Origin of the sequence: Streptacidiphilus sp. MAP12-20, assembly GCF_041262525.1 — a bacterium.
Classification (GTDB): domain Bacteria; phylum Actinomycetota; class Actinomycetes; order Streptomycetales; family Streptomycetaceae; genus Streptacidiphilus.
Map to the genome: position 1 here is coordinate 22,648 of NZ_JBGCCK010000019.1, position 14,007 is coordinate 36,654.

Annotated in this window: 9 protein-coding genes; 3 read left to right on the forward strand and 6 right to left on the reverse strand. The window is 72.2% G+C overall.

Annotation, left to right across the window (positions count from 1 at the left end; genetic code table 11):
* Positions 1 to 55 precede the first annotated feature (55 nt).
* The 5 genes from ilvD to ABIA32_RS24170 form a co-directional block, all read right to left on the reverse strand.
* On the reverse strand, positions 56 to 1,906 hold the full coding sequence (ilvD, locus tag ABIA32_RS24150) for a dihydroxy-acid dehydratase (protein ID WP_370099170.1): 1,851 nt from the start codon (positions 1,904 to 1,906) through the stop codon (positions 56 to 58).
* Between the two features lie 39 nt (positions 1,907 to 1,945).
* Positions 1,946 to 2,821, reverse strand: a complete 876-nt coding sequence (locus ABIA32_RS24155; protein WP_370099467.1) for a sugar phosphate isomerase/epimerase family protein — start codon at positions 2,819 to 2,821, stop codon at positions 1,946 to 1,948.
* A 211-nt stretch (positions 2,822 to 3,032) separates the two neighbouring features.
* Positions 3,033 to 3,968, reverse strand: a complete 936-nt coding sequence (locus tag ABIA32_RS24160; protein ID WP_370099173.1) for a Ppx/GppA family phosphatase — start codon at positions 3,966 to 3,968, stop codon at positions 3,033 to 3,035.
* Between the two features lie 42 nt (positions 3,969 to 4,010).
* On the reverse strand, positions 4,011 to 4,496 hold the full coding sequence (locus tag ABIA32_RS24165; protein WP_370099178.1) for a hypothetical protein: 486 nt from the start codon (positions 4,494 to 4,496) through the stop codon (positions 4,011 to 4,013).
* Between the two features lie 18 nt (positions 4,497 to 4,514).
* The gene (locus ABIA32_RS24170) at positions 4,515 to 8,114 is read right to left on the reverse strand and encodes a choice-of-anchor D domain-containing protein (protein WP_370099181.1); all 3,600 of its coding nucleotides are present in this window, start codon (positions 8,112 to 8,114) and stop codon (positions 4,515 to 4,517) included.
* Positions 8,115 to 8,441: 327 nt separating this feature from the next.
* On the opposite strand from ABIA32_RS24170, the gene ABIA32_RS24175 reads away from it, so the two are divergent.
* Positions 8,442 to 9,245 (forward strand): hypothetical protein, encoded by an 804-nt coding sequence (locus ABIA32_RS24175; RefSeq protein ID WP_370099470.1) that lies wholly within the window; start codon positions 8,442 to 8,444, stop codon positions 9,243 to 9,245.
* Positions 9,246 to 9,262: 17 nt separating this feature from the next.
* Here ABIA32_RS24175 and ABIA32_RS24180 read toward each other — a convergent pair whose 3' ends face one another.
* Positions 9,263 to 10,798, reverse strand: coding sequence for a sigma-70 family RNA polymerase sigma factor (locus ABIA32_RS24180; protein WP_370099183.1), 1,536 nt, complete (start codon positions 10,796 to 10,798; stop codon positions 9,263 to 9,265).
* Positions 10,799 to 11,097: 299 nt separating this feature from the next.
* On the opposite strand from ABIA32_RS24180, the gene radA reads away from it, so the two are divergent.
* Together radA and disA are read left to right on the forward strand one after the other, a co-directional pair.
* Entirely contained in the window at positions 11,098 to 12,669 is a 1,572-nt protein-coding gene (gene radA / locus ABIA32_RS24185; RefSeq protein ID WP_370099186.1) for a DNA repair protein RadA, read from the forward strand.
* 137 nt (positions 12,670 to 12,806) lie between these two features.
* Entirely contained in the window at positions 12,807 to 13,913 is a 1,107-nt protein-coding gene (disA, locus tag ABIA32_RS24190) for a DNA integrity scanning diadenylate cyclase DisA (protein WP_370099189.1), read from the forward strand.
* The last annotated feature ends 94 nt before the right edge of the window (positions 13,914 to 14,007 follow it).

A 14,007-nucleotide genomic window follows, 5' to 3' on the forward strand; every position in this document is an offset into this window, starting at 1 on the left:
TATGCGGGCTCGATGAGGTGAACCCGTTCAGGCCGTCCCGTTCAAGCCGTCCCGCTCAGCCGAGCTTGGAGACGTCGCGGACCGCGCCGCGGTCGGCGCTGGTGGCCATCGCCGCGTAGGCGCGCAGCGCCGCCGAGACCTTGCGCTCGCGGGCCTTCGGCGCGTAGACGCCGCCCAGCTCCGCGCGGCGCGCGGCCAGCTCCTCCTCGGGGACCAGCAGCTCGATGCCCCGGTTCGGGATGTCGATCCGGATCCGGTCGCCGTCGCGCACCAGCGCGATGACCCCGCCGGAGGCCGCCTCGGGTGAGACGTGGCCGATGGAGAGGCCGCTGGTGCCGCCGGAGAAGCGTCCGTCGGTGATCAGCGCGCAGGACTTGCCCAGGCCCCGGCCCTTGAGGAACGAGGTCGGGTAGAGCATCTCCTGCATGCCGGGACCGCCCTTGGGGCCCTCGTAGCGGATGACGACGACGTCGCCCTCCTTGACCTGCTTGCGCAGGATCTTGTCGACGGCCTCGTCCTGCGACTCGCAGACCACCGCCGGGCCCTCGAAGGTCCAGATCGACTCGTCCACGCCGGCCGTCTTCACGACCGAGCCGTCCACGGCCAGGTTGCCGTGCAGCACGGCCAGGCCGCCGTCCTTGGAGTAGGCGTGCTCGACGGAGCGGATGCAGCCGCCCGACTGGTCGGTGTCCAGCGTGTCCCAGCGCTCGGACTGGGAGAAGGCCTCGGCGGAGCGGACGCAGCCGGGCGCCGCGTGCCAGAGCTCGACGGCCGCGTCGGAGGGCGAGCCCCCGCGGATGTCCCAGGTCTTCAGCCACTCGTCCAGAGAGTCGGAGTGCACGGTGTGCACGTCCTCGCGGAGCAGCCCGCCGCGGTGCAGCTCGCCCAGGATGGCGGGGATGCCGCCGGCGCGGTGCACGTCCTCCATGTAGTACGTGGTGGTCGGCGCGACGTTCGGGGCGACCTTGGCCAGGCAGGGCACCTTGCGGGAGAGCCGGTCGATGTCGGCCAGACCGAAGTCCAGCTCGGCCTCCTGCGCGGCGGCCAGCAGGTGGAGGATCGTGTTGGTCGAGCCGCCCATCGCGATGTCCAGCGACATCGCGTTCTCGAACGCGGCCTTGGAGCCGACGGCGCGCGGCAGCACGGACTCGTCGCCCTGCTCGTAGTAGCGCTTGGTGATCTCGACGACGGTCTGCCCGGCGCGCTCGTACAGCCCGCGGCGGGCGGTGTGGGTGGCCAGCACCGAGCCGTTGCCGGGGAGCGAGAGGCCGATGGCCTCGGTCAGGCAGTTCATCGAGTTGGCGGTGAACATGCCGGAACAGGAGCCGCAGGTCGGGCAGGCGTTCTCCTCGATCCGGCGGATGTCCTCGTCGGAGACGTTCTCGTTGACCGCGTCCGCGATGGCGTTGATCAGGTCCAGCTTGCGGACGGTGCCGTCCACGAGGGTGGCCTGACCGGCCTCCATCGGGCCGCCGGAGACGAAGACGGTCGGGATGTTGAGGCGCAGCGCGGCCATCAGCATGCCCGGCGTGATCTTGTCGCAGTTGGAGATGCAGATCAGCGCGTCGGCGCAGTGCGCCTCGACCATGTACTCGACGCTGTCGGCGATCAGGTCGCGGGAGGGCAGCGAGTAGAGCATGCCGCCGTGGCCCATGGCGATGCCGTCGTCGACAGCGATGGTGTTGAACTCACGCGGCACCGCGCCCGCGGCCTTGATCGCCTCGGAGACGATCCGGCCGACCGGCGACAGGTGCGTGTGGCCGGGCACGAACTCGGTGAAGGAGTTGGCCACCGCGATGATCGGCTTGCCGATGTCCTCGCTGGCTACACCGGAGGCGCGCATGAGAGCGCGCGCGCCCGCCATGTTGCGACCGTGGGTGACCGTACGAGACCTCAGCTGCGGCATTGCGCTCAACTCCTTGACTGGTGCCGTCGAGGGTACGCCCTATGCCCGCCCCTCGGACATCTTGTCCGGCATGCGGGCGGGCTTGGCGTGCGCCGTGCGAGCGGTGGACGCGGGCGCCGGTGCGGGCGCGGCGGCGAGATTGAGTCGGGTGAAGGCCAGCGCCTCGGCGAGGTCGGCCTCCCGTTCGACGGGCCCCGGCGCACGCCGGGTGTTGACCTCCAGCACGACGTGGCCGTCGAAGCGGTTCCTCGCCAGCCGCTCCAGCAGCTCCGCGCAGGGCTGGGTGCCGCGTCCGGGGATCAGGTGCTCGTCCTTGGCGGAGCCTGACCCGTCCGCGAGGTGGACGTGGCCGAGCCGGTCCCCCATCCGGTCCAGCATGGCGAGCGCGTCGGTGCGGGAGGTCGCTACGTGGGACAGGTCGATGGTGAAGTGCCGGTAGTCCTCGGTCGTGGGATCCCAGTCCGGCGAGTAGGCGGCGACCTCACGGTCGCGGTAGCGCCAGGGGTACATGTTCTCGACGGCGAAGCGGACGTCGGTCTCGTCCGCCATCCGCCAGATGCCCTGGACGAAGTCGCGGGCGTACTGGCGCTGCCAACGGAACGGCGGGTGCACGACGACGGCGGAGGCGCCGAGTTTCTCCGCCGCGCTGCGGGCCTTCTCCAGCTTCTGCCACGGGTCCGTGCCCCATACGCGCTGCGTGATCAGCAGGCAGGGCGCGTGCACGGCGAGGATGGGGACCTGGTGGTAGTCGGAGAGGCGACGCAGAGCCTCTATGTCCTGGCTGATCGGATCGGTCCAGACCATGACCTCGACACCGTCGTAACCGAGCCGCCCCGCGATCTCGAACGCGGCGGCGGTGTTCTCGGGATAGACCGAGGCGGTCGACAGCGCGATCTTCGCCTTCGGCACGACGATGCACTCTTCGTCTCGCTTCACGCCCCTACCGCCCACTTTCGCCACGCCTAACAGCTTAGAGAACCCCGTCAGGGGCGCGAGGCTCTGCTCGATGAACTGCGTGCGCGACGCGCCACCGAGGTGGTGAGTCCCCGAACGAGCAGGGCCATCCGCACAGGGTGGTTGCTCGCGCACGCAGTTCATCGAGCAGAGCCTCGCGCCCCTGACGGTTCTACTGTCCTGAGGAAAGCCGATCCAGGCGACGCAGGATCACACCCTCCCGCAGCGCCCATGGGCAGATGTCCATCTCGTCGATGCGGAAGAGGTCCATCGCGCCCTCGGCCACCAGCGCGCCAGCGAGCAGCTGGCGGGCGCGGCCTTCCGAGACTCCGGGGAGGAGCACCCGCTGGGACTCGGACATCGCCGCCAGCCGGGGGACCCAGTCCTCCAGCGCGCCGCGAGTCAACCTGCGGGTCACCAGCGGGCCCTCCGCCTCCCGCGCCGCGCCGGTGATGCGGGCCAGTTGCTTGAAGGTCTTCGAGGAGCCCACCACATGGTCCGGAGGACCCAGCCGGGAGACCTCCGCCACAGTCCGGGCGATCTCCGCCCGTACGTGGCGGCGCAGCTCGCGGACGGATTCCGGCGTCGGGGGGTCCCCCGGCAGCCAGCCGGCGGTGAGGCGGCCGGCGCCCAGGGGGAGGGAGATCGCCGTGTCCGGCTCCTCGTCCAGGCCGCAGGCGATCTCCAGCGAGCCGCCGCCGATGTCCAGCAGCAACAGTCGGCCGCTGGACCAGCCGTACCAGCGGCGCGCCGCCAGGAAGGTCAGCCGGGCCTCGTCGCCGCCGGAGAGGACCTTGAGCTCGATGCCGGTCTCGTCCTGGACCCGCTTGAGCACGTCCTCGCCGTTGGCCGCCTCGCGGATCGCGCTGGTGGCGAAGGGCAGGACCTCCTCCACGCCCTTGTCCTCGGCGACCCGCATCGAGGACTCGACCATGTCGACCAGCCGCTCCACGCCGTCCTCGCGGATCGCGCCGTCCGCGTCCAGCAGCTCGGCCAGGCGCAGCTCTATCTTGTGGGAGTAGGCCGGCAGCGGCGCCGCGCCGGGGTGCGCGTCCACCACCAGGAAGTGGACGGTGTTGGATCCCACGTCGAGCACGCCGAGTCGCATAGCTGTCCACGCTACGCGATGCGGAGCGGCACGGTCAGCCGCTCAGCGCGTCGGCGGTGCCGGCGATGGTGGCGCGGGGAGCGCCTGGGCAGCGTGCCAGTCGGGTGCTACGCCGTTCGTGTCGCCGGGCTGGTCGCCGGTGAAGGTGTAGAGCGGGGCGCCGTTCAGGGTGACCTGGTCGCCGACGCCGTCGGGGCGGAGCGTCGCCGAGAGCGTGCCCGCGACGCCGGGCGGCATCCGCAGTGGCGTGCCCGGTGTGGTCAGCAGCGGCGGGTGGGTCTTCAGGCACGCCGCGACGCAGCCGAAGGTGCCGACGGCGACGTTGTCGCCCGCGTAGCGGTAGAGCACCTGGCCGTTCGGGTCGGTGAAGACCCGGCCCTGGGTGTCGGTGTCCGTCACGAGCACGGTGAACGGCACGGGCGAGGGCGTGGTCGTTGGCGGGGGTGGCGTCGTGTCCGCGCAGGCCACGCCCACCAGGACGGGGGCGAACGCCGCGACGACGAGCGGTGCGATGACGAGTCTGCGCATGACTGCCTCCTCGGCCCCTCAGTACTTGATCGTAACGCCGCTGACGGCGTGGACGTCGGTCAGTCCGCCCGTGGCGCCGGTGAAGCCGACCCTGACGTTGGGCGGCAGTGTGACCGCCACGTTGATGACCTGGTGCCCCTGGACCACGACCAGCAGTCGGCCGCCGGAGACGGTCACCGAGACCGTGACCGGGCCGCTCCGCAGGTGGGTGATCGCCGTGGAGGTCGCCGCGTAGACGAGGTGGCCGTTGATCGAGCCCACCGCGACCCCGACGAAGTTGTTCGACGGGTTGCCGGGGGCCTTGTAGGTGTCGAGGACGACCGCGACGCCCGGCAGCCCGAGCCAGCCGAGTCCCTGACCGCCGGCGCCGAGCGAGTTCGCGCCGCGCTTGCTCGCGTCCAGCATCGCGAAGGTCAGCCCGTCCGCGCCGGTGCCGCCGCCGAGGGTGGCGGTGAAGTTCGCGGCGAGGTGGGCCGAGGGAACCGCGGTGGACTGGAAGTCCGAGCCCCTCTGGTTGGTCTTGGCCTGGGTCAGCACCAGCGTGGTGCCGTTCATGACCGCCGTGCCGTTGCGGACCCAGCCGTTCGGGCCGGGCGGTGGCACCGCGTAGGAGGCGGCGGTGATCGCCGCGTCGCGGACGGTGTGGATGTCGTTGAGGGTGCCGGTACCGCCGGTGAAGGCCAGGTACGCGGCGGGCGGAAGCGAGGCGACGGCGGTCGCGAACAGTTTCACGCCGTCGACCAGGACGGTCACCGTCTTGCCCGCGACCGAGACGTTGACCACGTGCGGCCCGCTGCGCAGGTTCGGCACCTGGGTGCTGGTCGCCGCGTAGACGAAGCCGTTGGCGGTGGCGCCGGTGGCCAGCCCGACGAAGTTGTTTGACGGGTCGAGCGGGTTCTTGAAGGTGTCCAGGGTGACCGCCACCCCCGGCATCGGCGCCCAGCCGAGCGCGCCGCCCGCGAGGCCGACGGAGGTCGGGGTGACCTTGGCCGGGTCGAGGAGCGCGAAGCTCATCCCGTCCGCGCCGCTGCCGCCGCCGATGACGGCGGTGAACGTGGCGTTCAGACCGTTGGTCAGCACCGGGACCGGGAAGACCGCGGAGCCCGCCTGCCAGTTCAGCGCCTGGGTGAGGTCGAGGTCGCCGCCGGAGAGCTGGGTGGAGCCGTTGAGCTGCCAGCCGCCCGCGCCCGGGTTGGGTACGACGATCCGGCCGGATGGGAGCGACGCGGTGCCGGTCAGCGACTCCGGCTGCGGGCCGCTGCCGTCGTCGGAGGTGATCTGGTAGACGCCGTTGAAGACGCCCGTCGAGGTAGGCGAGAAGGTGACGGCCTGGTGCACCACGTCACCGGGCTGGAGCTGCTGGCCCTCGCTGATCGGGTTGCCGGCCAGGAAGGGCGCGGCGGGCGCGGCCGCCTTCGTGATGGTCAGCGGGATGTTGCCGGTGTTGCTGATGTCGAAGGTCAGCGTCTTGGAGGTGCCGACCGGGACGGTGCCGTAGTCCGTACCGGTCGGAGTGATCGTCAGATGCGAGGCGCCCTGCACCGCGCTGCCGCTCAGGGAGACCGTCGCCGACCCGTCCGGGCCGACCACCGAGAGCGAGCCCGTGTCGCCGTTCGACGCGGCGGTCGGGGCGTAGCTCACCTGGATGTTGACCGACTGCTTCGACGGGACCACCTGCCCGGCGGCCGGGAGGCCGGAGGCGGAGAAGGGGGCGTTCGGAGCGGTGGTCGAGGAGACCGTCTCGTCGCTGGTCCCGGTGTTGGTGATGGTGACGCCGAGAGTACGGACGCTGCCGGTGGCGATCTGGCCGAAGTCGAGCAGGTCGGGGAAGGCGGTGAATCCTGGCGCGGTGCCGTAGCCGGTGACGCCGAAGCCGATCGTGGCGAGGTTGGTGCCGAAGCTCACCACGGCGCTCGCGGGTCCGGCCTTCTTCGGCGAGAAGGTGAGCGGCACGGCGTAGGACTGACCGGCTGTCAGCGTCACGGGCAGTCCGGCCGGAGCGGCGGCGAAGGGGCTTCCCGCAGGCGTGGTCACCGTGTTGATCGTGACCGTGCGGGTCGCCTTGACGGTCAGCGTGGCACTGCCGCTCGCGTTGACGGCGACGTCCCCGACGTTCGTCGAGGGCCCGATCAGCGCGGAGCCGGACGGCAGGCCGAAGGCCAGCACATGGCCGTCGCGGGTGCCGACGTAGACGCGGCCGCCGCTGGTCGCGGGCACCGCGAACTTGGCGGCGGTGCCGATCGGCGCGGAGAAGAGCAGCCGCAACTGGTTGCCGCTGGGGAGCGCGTCGTAGGCGCGGAGCTGGCCGTTGGCGCCGTTGGTGCCGTCCGCGTACTCGGACCAGACGGTGGCCGATCCGGCCGTGGTGCCGTCGGAGGTGATCACCGGCGAGCCCGAGGTGTAACCGAAGGTCTCCAGACTGGTCGCCACCGGAGTGAGCCGCGGGTTGCCACTGCCGTCCAGGCCGAAGGAGAGGGCGCGCAGCGGGCCGCGCGAGCCGACGACGTAGACGAAGCCGCCTTGTCCTCCGTAGGCGCCCGAGTGTCCCCAGACGCCTTGGAACGGTCCCGAGATGCCGAGCACCGCGTCCCCGCCACCGGGCCCCTGGGAGCGGCCGCCGAGGTGGTCGCGGTCCAGCAGGAAGATCCGCCCGTCCTTGCCGACCTGGACCAGCAGGTGCGGATGCGCGCTGCTCGCCCCGAACGGCAGGCCGGTCCCGGTGGGCAGGCCGAGCGGTCCGCCGGAGCCGAGATCGGTGTCGTTCTGGTCCAGGGTGGCCGCGTTGGCGGGGCTGAAGAAGTCCTGGGTGTGCAGCGAACCGTCGCTGTTGACGCCGAGCCGGACGACGGACTCGGAGAGCTGGCCGGGCGGACGGCTGCCCGGGCCGGGGGCGGGGGTGAGACCGTTGCCGGTCGCGAAGAGGATCCGGCCGGGGCCGTCCGAGAGCAGCCCGCCGCCGCCCTGCCAGACCCCGGCCATGCCGTTGGTGGATCCGTTCTCGGTCGCCCAGAGCGTGAGCGCGCGGGTGCTGGTGTTCACGCCCGCGATGTAGCCGACGTAGGAAGGGAAGTCGCAGTGGGAGCCGAAGCCGGCGTAGACGTGGCCGTCGAGCAGCAGCAGGCCGGGCCGCTGGTTGACGGTGGCGGGGTTGAACGCCCGGCTGAGGTCGTTGGTCGGCGCGCCGTGGATCTTCACAGGCCAGCCGCTGCGCTCCAGGCCGGAGGCCGGGTCGATGGCGTGCAGGTACCAGCCGGGGTGGGCGCCGTCGGGGTCGTTGACCTTGGAGGTCACGTAGACCGTGCCGCTCGACGGGTCGTAGACGGGCGCGCTGGTGACGCCCAGGTTCGGGGCGAGGTCGCCGCAGCCGATGTTCGCCGCGGCCCAGGGGGTGCCGAGCGTGCGGGTCCAGCGGATGGCGCCGGTGGCGGCGTCGATCCCGTAGACCTTGTCGTTCTCGGTGGCGGCGATCAACGTGGAGCCGATGACGAGCGGCTGGGCGTAGACCTGTCCGTCCACAGCTGTGGAGAACTGCTGGCCGAAGCTGGAGCTGGACACCTGGGCGGGGGTGAGACCGGGCTCGTGCGGGTCCCAGCCGGTGCGCAGCGTGTCCTGCGACATCGTCTGCTCGTCGGCGCGGGCGTGCCCGGCCGAGAGTCCGGCCCCGATCCCGCCTGCGACGAGCAGACAGATCGTCAGAATTGTTGACGGATAAGCCGATCTCCACCCTTTCACCATATCGAGAGAATGCTCCCGCTTTGTCCCTGCGTCGAGAGGGCACGGCGCACGACGCGCGGGGGTTCATCCGGCCGGGCCAGCACGCCCCCCGGACGGCGGAGACGATCCCGACAGCCTGTCGGAAAGATTCGCCCGGCCTCGCCCGCAGGCCGTCCGAGCCGACCGCCCGGGGCGACATAGGCTGAGTGGGTGGCAGCAGTAGACGTAACCATCAGCAGCACCGCCGACCTCAAGGCGGCGAAGAAGGCGGCCAAGGCCGCACGCAAGCGCGAGGTGAGCCTGGACTTCCCCCGCGCCTGGGTCGACTTCGCCGATCCGGCCGACGCCGAACAGGTCTTCCGGTGCGACCTCACCTGGCTCACCTCCCGGTGGACCTGCGTCTTCGGACGCGGCTGCCACGGCATCCGGCCGGGCCGCGCCAGCGACGGCTGCTGCACCCTGGGCGCGCACTGGTCCGACGAGGACGACCAGCAGCGTGTCCTCGGTCACGCCGCCCGGCTGACGTCCGAGACCTGGCAGTTCCACCGCCAGGGCACCGGCCCGAAGGGCATCAGCGAGCCGGACGACGACGGCGAGCTGCGCACCCGCAGGATCGACGGCGCCTGCATCTTCCTCAACCGTCCGGGCTTCTCCGGCGGCGAGGGCTGCGCGCTGCACACGCTGGCGCTGACCGAGGGCCTGGAGCCCCTGGAAACCAAGCCGGACGTCTGCTGGCAGCTGCCGATCCGCCGCGCCTACGACTGGATCGACCGCCCCGACGACACCCGCTTCCTCCAGGTCACCATCGGCGAGTACGACCGCCGCGGCTGGGGCCCCGGCGGCCACGACCTGCAGTGGTGGTGCACCGGCAGCCCCGACGCGCACGTCGGCGCGGACCCGGTCTACGTGAGCTACCGCGCGGAGCTGACCGAACTGATGGGCCCGGCCGGCTACGCCGAGCTGGTCCAGCACTGCCTCCGCCACCTCGACAACCCGGCCGGCCCCGTCGCCCCGCACCCGGCGGACCAGGCTTGAGCCGTCGCCCGCTCTCGTCAATGAGTGGCAACCGTAGGGGCGGCGGAAGTTGACGTCGTGTCGGACGGCAGCGGTGTCGGCGTCGGAGTGGAAGTCGGGGTCGGAGTAGGTGTCGGCGTCGGCGTCGGGGAGGAGCTCGGGGTCTGGGTCGGTGATGCGGTCGGGGTGGGGATGCCGCGGCGGGAGCCGCTGCCCGAGAGGGTGAGGACGCTGCCGGAGGGCTGGAACAGGATCTGCGCCGTCCAGGCGTTCGTCGGGGCCGTCGACTCGTTGACCGTGACCAGCACGGTGAGCTGGGCGCCAGGGGCGAGCGTGCCGCCGTCGCGACTGAGCCGGAGCCAGGGGGCGTTCGATGTCGCCGTCCAGAGCAGCGGGCTGCCGCCGGTGTTGGTGAGGGTGACCACCGTGCGCGCGCCCGACTGGGTGGCGGCGACGGTGAGCTGACCCGGCGTGGTGGACGGGACGCCGATCGGGACCTGAGGCGCGCCGCCCGTCGCCGTAGGCATCGGCGCGGAGGACGGCGAGCCGGTGAAGGAGATGTTCTCGCCCAGGTGACCGCTGCCGAGGGCCGCCGACAGGCCGGTCCTCGTCGCGACCCCGGTGGAGACCGTCGTTCCGCCGCCGGGAGTGGGCGACGCCGGCTGCGGATTGGCCACCCGGACAGAGGTCACCTGCGCCGCGGGGACGCTCGGGCCCTCCCCCGCGTGCACCGCCCAGATCGCGGCGGCGGGCACCGCGACGACCGCCGCGGCGACCGAGCCGATGACGGCACGGTGCCGGACCACGGCCGCGTGCTCCTCCTGCGGTGCGAGGTGCTGCGGGAAGCCGCGCCGGTCGAAGCGCGGGTCAGGCAGCGGCGGCTCAGCGCGTCCGGCGGCGGCGCGGAGGGCCACGCGGGGGAGGTGGACCAACGGCAGCGAACCGGGCGTGCGGAAGGTGCCGGGCCACGGGCCCTCCGCCGCGCCGCGCTCGGCGGTGCCGCGGCAGGTGGGGCAGTCGTCCAGATGACGCACCAGCTCGCCACGGAGCGCGCGGCCGAGCACCGGACCGCGCCCCCGGCCGAGCCGCCGCAGCTCGGGGCAGGCGTCGGCGGCCAGCACGGCGAGGGCGGCGGCGGTGCGCTCGACCTCGCAGACGGCCTGCGAGAGGAGCACGGCGGCGGCGTCGACCCGCAGGCCCAGCACGGCGGCGATCTCGACCGGCTCCAGCCCGTGGCGACCGGCCAGCTCCAACGCTTCGCGCTGCGCGGGCGTCGTCCCCGCCGCCTCCGGCCACGCCAGCCGCGCGAGCCGGGAGCGCGCCGCGCCGGACTCTTGGGCAGCCACCTTCGGGCTGTCGCCCTGGGTACGGGCCTCGAGCCGGACCAGGCAGACGTAACGCGCGAGCGCGTAGAGCCACGCCCGCTGCTGCTCGGGGCGCCGGAGGCGCCGCCGGTGCCGTGCGGCGAGCCGCCGTGTCTGCCGCACGGCGGCGACGGCTGCGTCCTGGTCGCACAGCACGGAAAGGCTGTAGCTGAACAGGGCGTCGGCTAACTGGTCCAGCACAGTGTCCACGCCCCCGACGGTAGGCGCGCCGCGCCACCCCCCTCCGGGGAAGCGCTGCGCATCCACACTTTCGGGTGACGGCTGGGCAGGTGGGCACCATCAGGGCCGCGCGGCTCTGCCGCTCCGCGGCGTGGGCGCGACAGGTCACGACGGAGGGCCAGTTGCACCATCAGGGGCGCGAGGAACTGCGCGACAAGCCACCGTCATGCGGATGGTCCTCAACGTGCAGGGCCATCCGCTCAGGGTGGTTTCTCGCGCAGTTCCTCGCGCCCCTGACGTTGTCAGTGGTGTCCGTTAGCGTGTCCCGCATGGCCGCGCGAAGCAACAGCTCCAAGACACGCAGTACCTATCGGTGCACGAACTGCGGCTTCACGCCGCCCAAGTGGACCGGCCGCTGCAGCGAATGCAACGCCTGGGGCACGGTGGAGGAGGCCGGGGGGCCGACCGTGCGGACGACGGCCGCGGGGCCCGTCTCCGCTCCCGCGCGGCCCATCGGGCAGGTGGACGCCACCACCGCGGCGTCGCGGCCGACCAACATCGACGAGCTGGACCGCGTCCTCGGCGGCGGGCTGGTGCCCGGCGCCGTCGTGCTGCTCGCCGGGGAGCCCGGCGTCGGCAAGTCGACGCTGCTGCTCGACGTCGCGGCGAAGGCCGCAGGCCCCGAGCAGCGCACGCTCTACATCACCGGCGAGGAGTCGGCCAGCCAGGTCCGCCTCCGCGCCGACCGGATCAACGCGCTCTCGCCGCACCTCTTCCTCGCCGCCGAGACGGATCTGGCCGCCGTCCTCGGGCACATCGAGCAGGTCCGGCCGACCCTGCTCGTGCTCGACTCCGTGCAGACCATCGCCTCCGCCGAGCTCGACGGCGCGCCCGGCGGTCCCGCCCAGATCAGGGAGGTCGCGGCCGCGCTGATCAGGGAGTCCAAGACCAGGGCGATGTCCACCCTGCTCGTCGGTCACGTCACCAAGGAGGGCGCGATCGCCGGTCCGCGCCTGCTCGAACACCTCGTCGACGTCGTGCTGCACTTCGAGGGCGACCGGCACGCCCGGCTGCGGCTGATCCGCGGGGTCAAGAACCGCTACGGCGCGACCGACGAGGTCGGCTGCTTCGAATTGCACGACTCCGGCATCATCGGCCTGCCCGATCCCTCCGGTCTCTTCCTGACGAAGCGTTCGGTGCCCGTCCCCGGCACCTGTCTGACGGTCACGCTGGAGGGGCGGCGTCCGCTCGTCGCGGAGGTGCAGGCGTTGCTCGTGGATTCGGTGATTCCCTCCCCGCGCCGGGCCACCTCCGGGCTGGAGTCCCCCCGTATCGCGATGATCCTGGCCATGCTGGAGCGCCACGGCGGCGTCCGGATGGGAAAGATGGACATCTACGCCGCCACCGTCGGCGGGGTCAAGCTGTCCGAGCCGGCCGCCGATCTGGCGATCGCGCTCGCGCTGGCCTCCTCCGCCGCCGACACGCCGCTGCCCCAGGAGCTGGTCGCCATCGGTGAGGTGGGTCTCGCGGGTGAGGTGCGCCGGGTCACCGGCGTCGAGCGGCGGCTGGCCGAGGCCGCGCGGCTGGGCTTCACACACGCGCTGGTCCCGCCGGAGCCCGGCAAGGTCCCCAAGGGCATGCGCGTGATAGAGGTCACCACGATCGGCGACGCGATGGCCGCGATCCCCGGCCGGCCTGGCCGGCTGGGGCGCGATCCGGACCGCAAGGGAGCCACCGGCCGCCGCACGCCACGCCAGGTCCGCGACGCCGACAGCGAGGAGAACCGGCGTGGGCGCGTCGATTTGACGGACGAGGCACAGCGCGCGGTGCCGAACTATCTCGACATCCCGGACAGCGCCGACGAGCTGATGCGCGGCTGGGAGGAGATCGAGCCGGATTAGTGGCATGCCCTCAGCCAGGCATGATCCGGCCCAGCACGGCACGATTCGGCCCACCCATGGAATATCCGGACACACGCACAGGCGGTCATCGGTAAACTCGTACGCGCACACCGCACCCCACCGGAGGAGTCGCCCCCGTGGCAGCCAACGACCGGGCGGATCGCTCCTCCCGCGAGGAGGCCCTTCTCCGGGCCTCCCTCAGTGCCGTCGCCCCTGGTACCGCGCTGCGTGACGGCCTCGAACGCGTGCTCCGCGGCCGCACCGGCGGTCTGATCGTCGTGGGCTTCGACAAGCAGGTCGAGTCGCTCTGCACCGGCGGCTTCGTGCTCGACGTCGAGTTCAGCGCGACACGCCTGCGCGAGCTCTGCAAGCTCGACGGCGCGGTGGTGATCGACAAGGACATCACGAAGATCGTGCGCGCCGGCGTCCAGCTCGTCCCCGACGCCGACATCCCGACCGAGGAGACAGGCACCCGGCACCGCACCGCCGAGCGCGTCAACAAGCAGACCGGCTACCCGGTCGTCTCGGTCAGCCAGTCGATGCGGCTGATCGCCCTCTACGTGAACGGCGCGCGCCGCGTCATCGAGGACTCCGCCGCCATCCTCTCCCGCGCCAACCAGGCGCTGGCCACGCTGGAGCGGTACAAGCTCCGACTGGACGAGGTCTCCGGCACGCTCTCCGCCCTCGAGATCGAGGACTTGGTGACGGTCCGTGATGTCGCCGCGGTGGCACAGCGGCAGGAGATGGTCCGCCTGATCGCGAGTGAGATCGCGGGCTACGTCGTCGAGCTGGGCACCGACGGCCGGCTGCTCTCGCTCCAGCTGGACGAACTGATCGCCGGCGTCGAGCCGGACCGCGAGCTGGTCGCCCGTGACTACTTCCCCGAGCGCGCGGCCAAGCGCGGCCGCTCGGTCCAGGACGTGCTGACGGACCTCGAGGCGCTGACCCACTCCGAGCTGCTGGAGATCCAGACGGTCGCCAAGGCCCTCGGCTACCCCGGCACGCCGGAGGCGCTGGACTCGGCGGTCAGCCCACGCGGGTACCGCCTGCTGGCGAAGGTGCCGCGGCTGCCCAACACGGTCATCGAGCGGCTGGTCGAGCACTTCGGCGGCCTGCAGAAGCTGCTCGCCGCGAGCATCGACGACCTGCAGACGGTCGAGGGCGTCGGCGAGTCCCGTGCGCGCTCGGTCCGCGAGGGCCTGTCCCGGCTGGCGGAGTCCTCGATCCTCGAGCGCTACGTCTGACCAGGCTGAGCAGCACCGCCTTGAGCTGGGCGGCGCCGGGCGTCTCAGGTGTCTCCGGTAGCGCGGGCGTCTCGGGCGATTCGGCAGGTTCGGT

Coding starts and splice junctions, on each gene's coding strand:
- ABIA32_RS24170 (WP_370099181.1), bottom strand. CDS start 8,114: ATGTCGCAGGACACGCTGCGCACCGGCTGGGACCCGCACGAGCCCGGT.
- ABIA32_RS24160 (WP_370099173.1), bottom strand. CDS start 3,968: ATGCGACTCGGCGTGCTCGACGTGGGATCCAACACCGTCCACTTCCTG.
- ilvD (WP_370099170.1), bottom strand. CDS start 1,906: ATGCCGCAGCTGAGGTCTCGTACGGTCACCCACGGTCGCAACATGGCG.
- ABIA32_RS24165 (WP_370099178.1), bottom strand. CDS start 4,496: ATGCGCAGACTCGTCATCGCACCGCTCGTCGTCGCGGCGTTCGCCCCC.
- radA (WP_370099186.1), top strand. CDS start 11,098: ATGGCCGCGCGAAGCAACAGCTCCAAGACACGCAGTACCTATCGGTGC.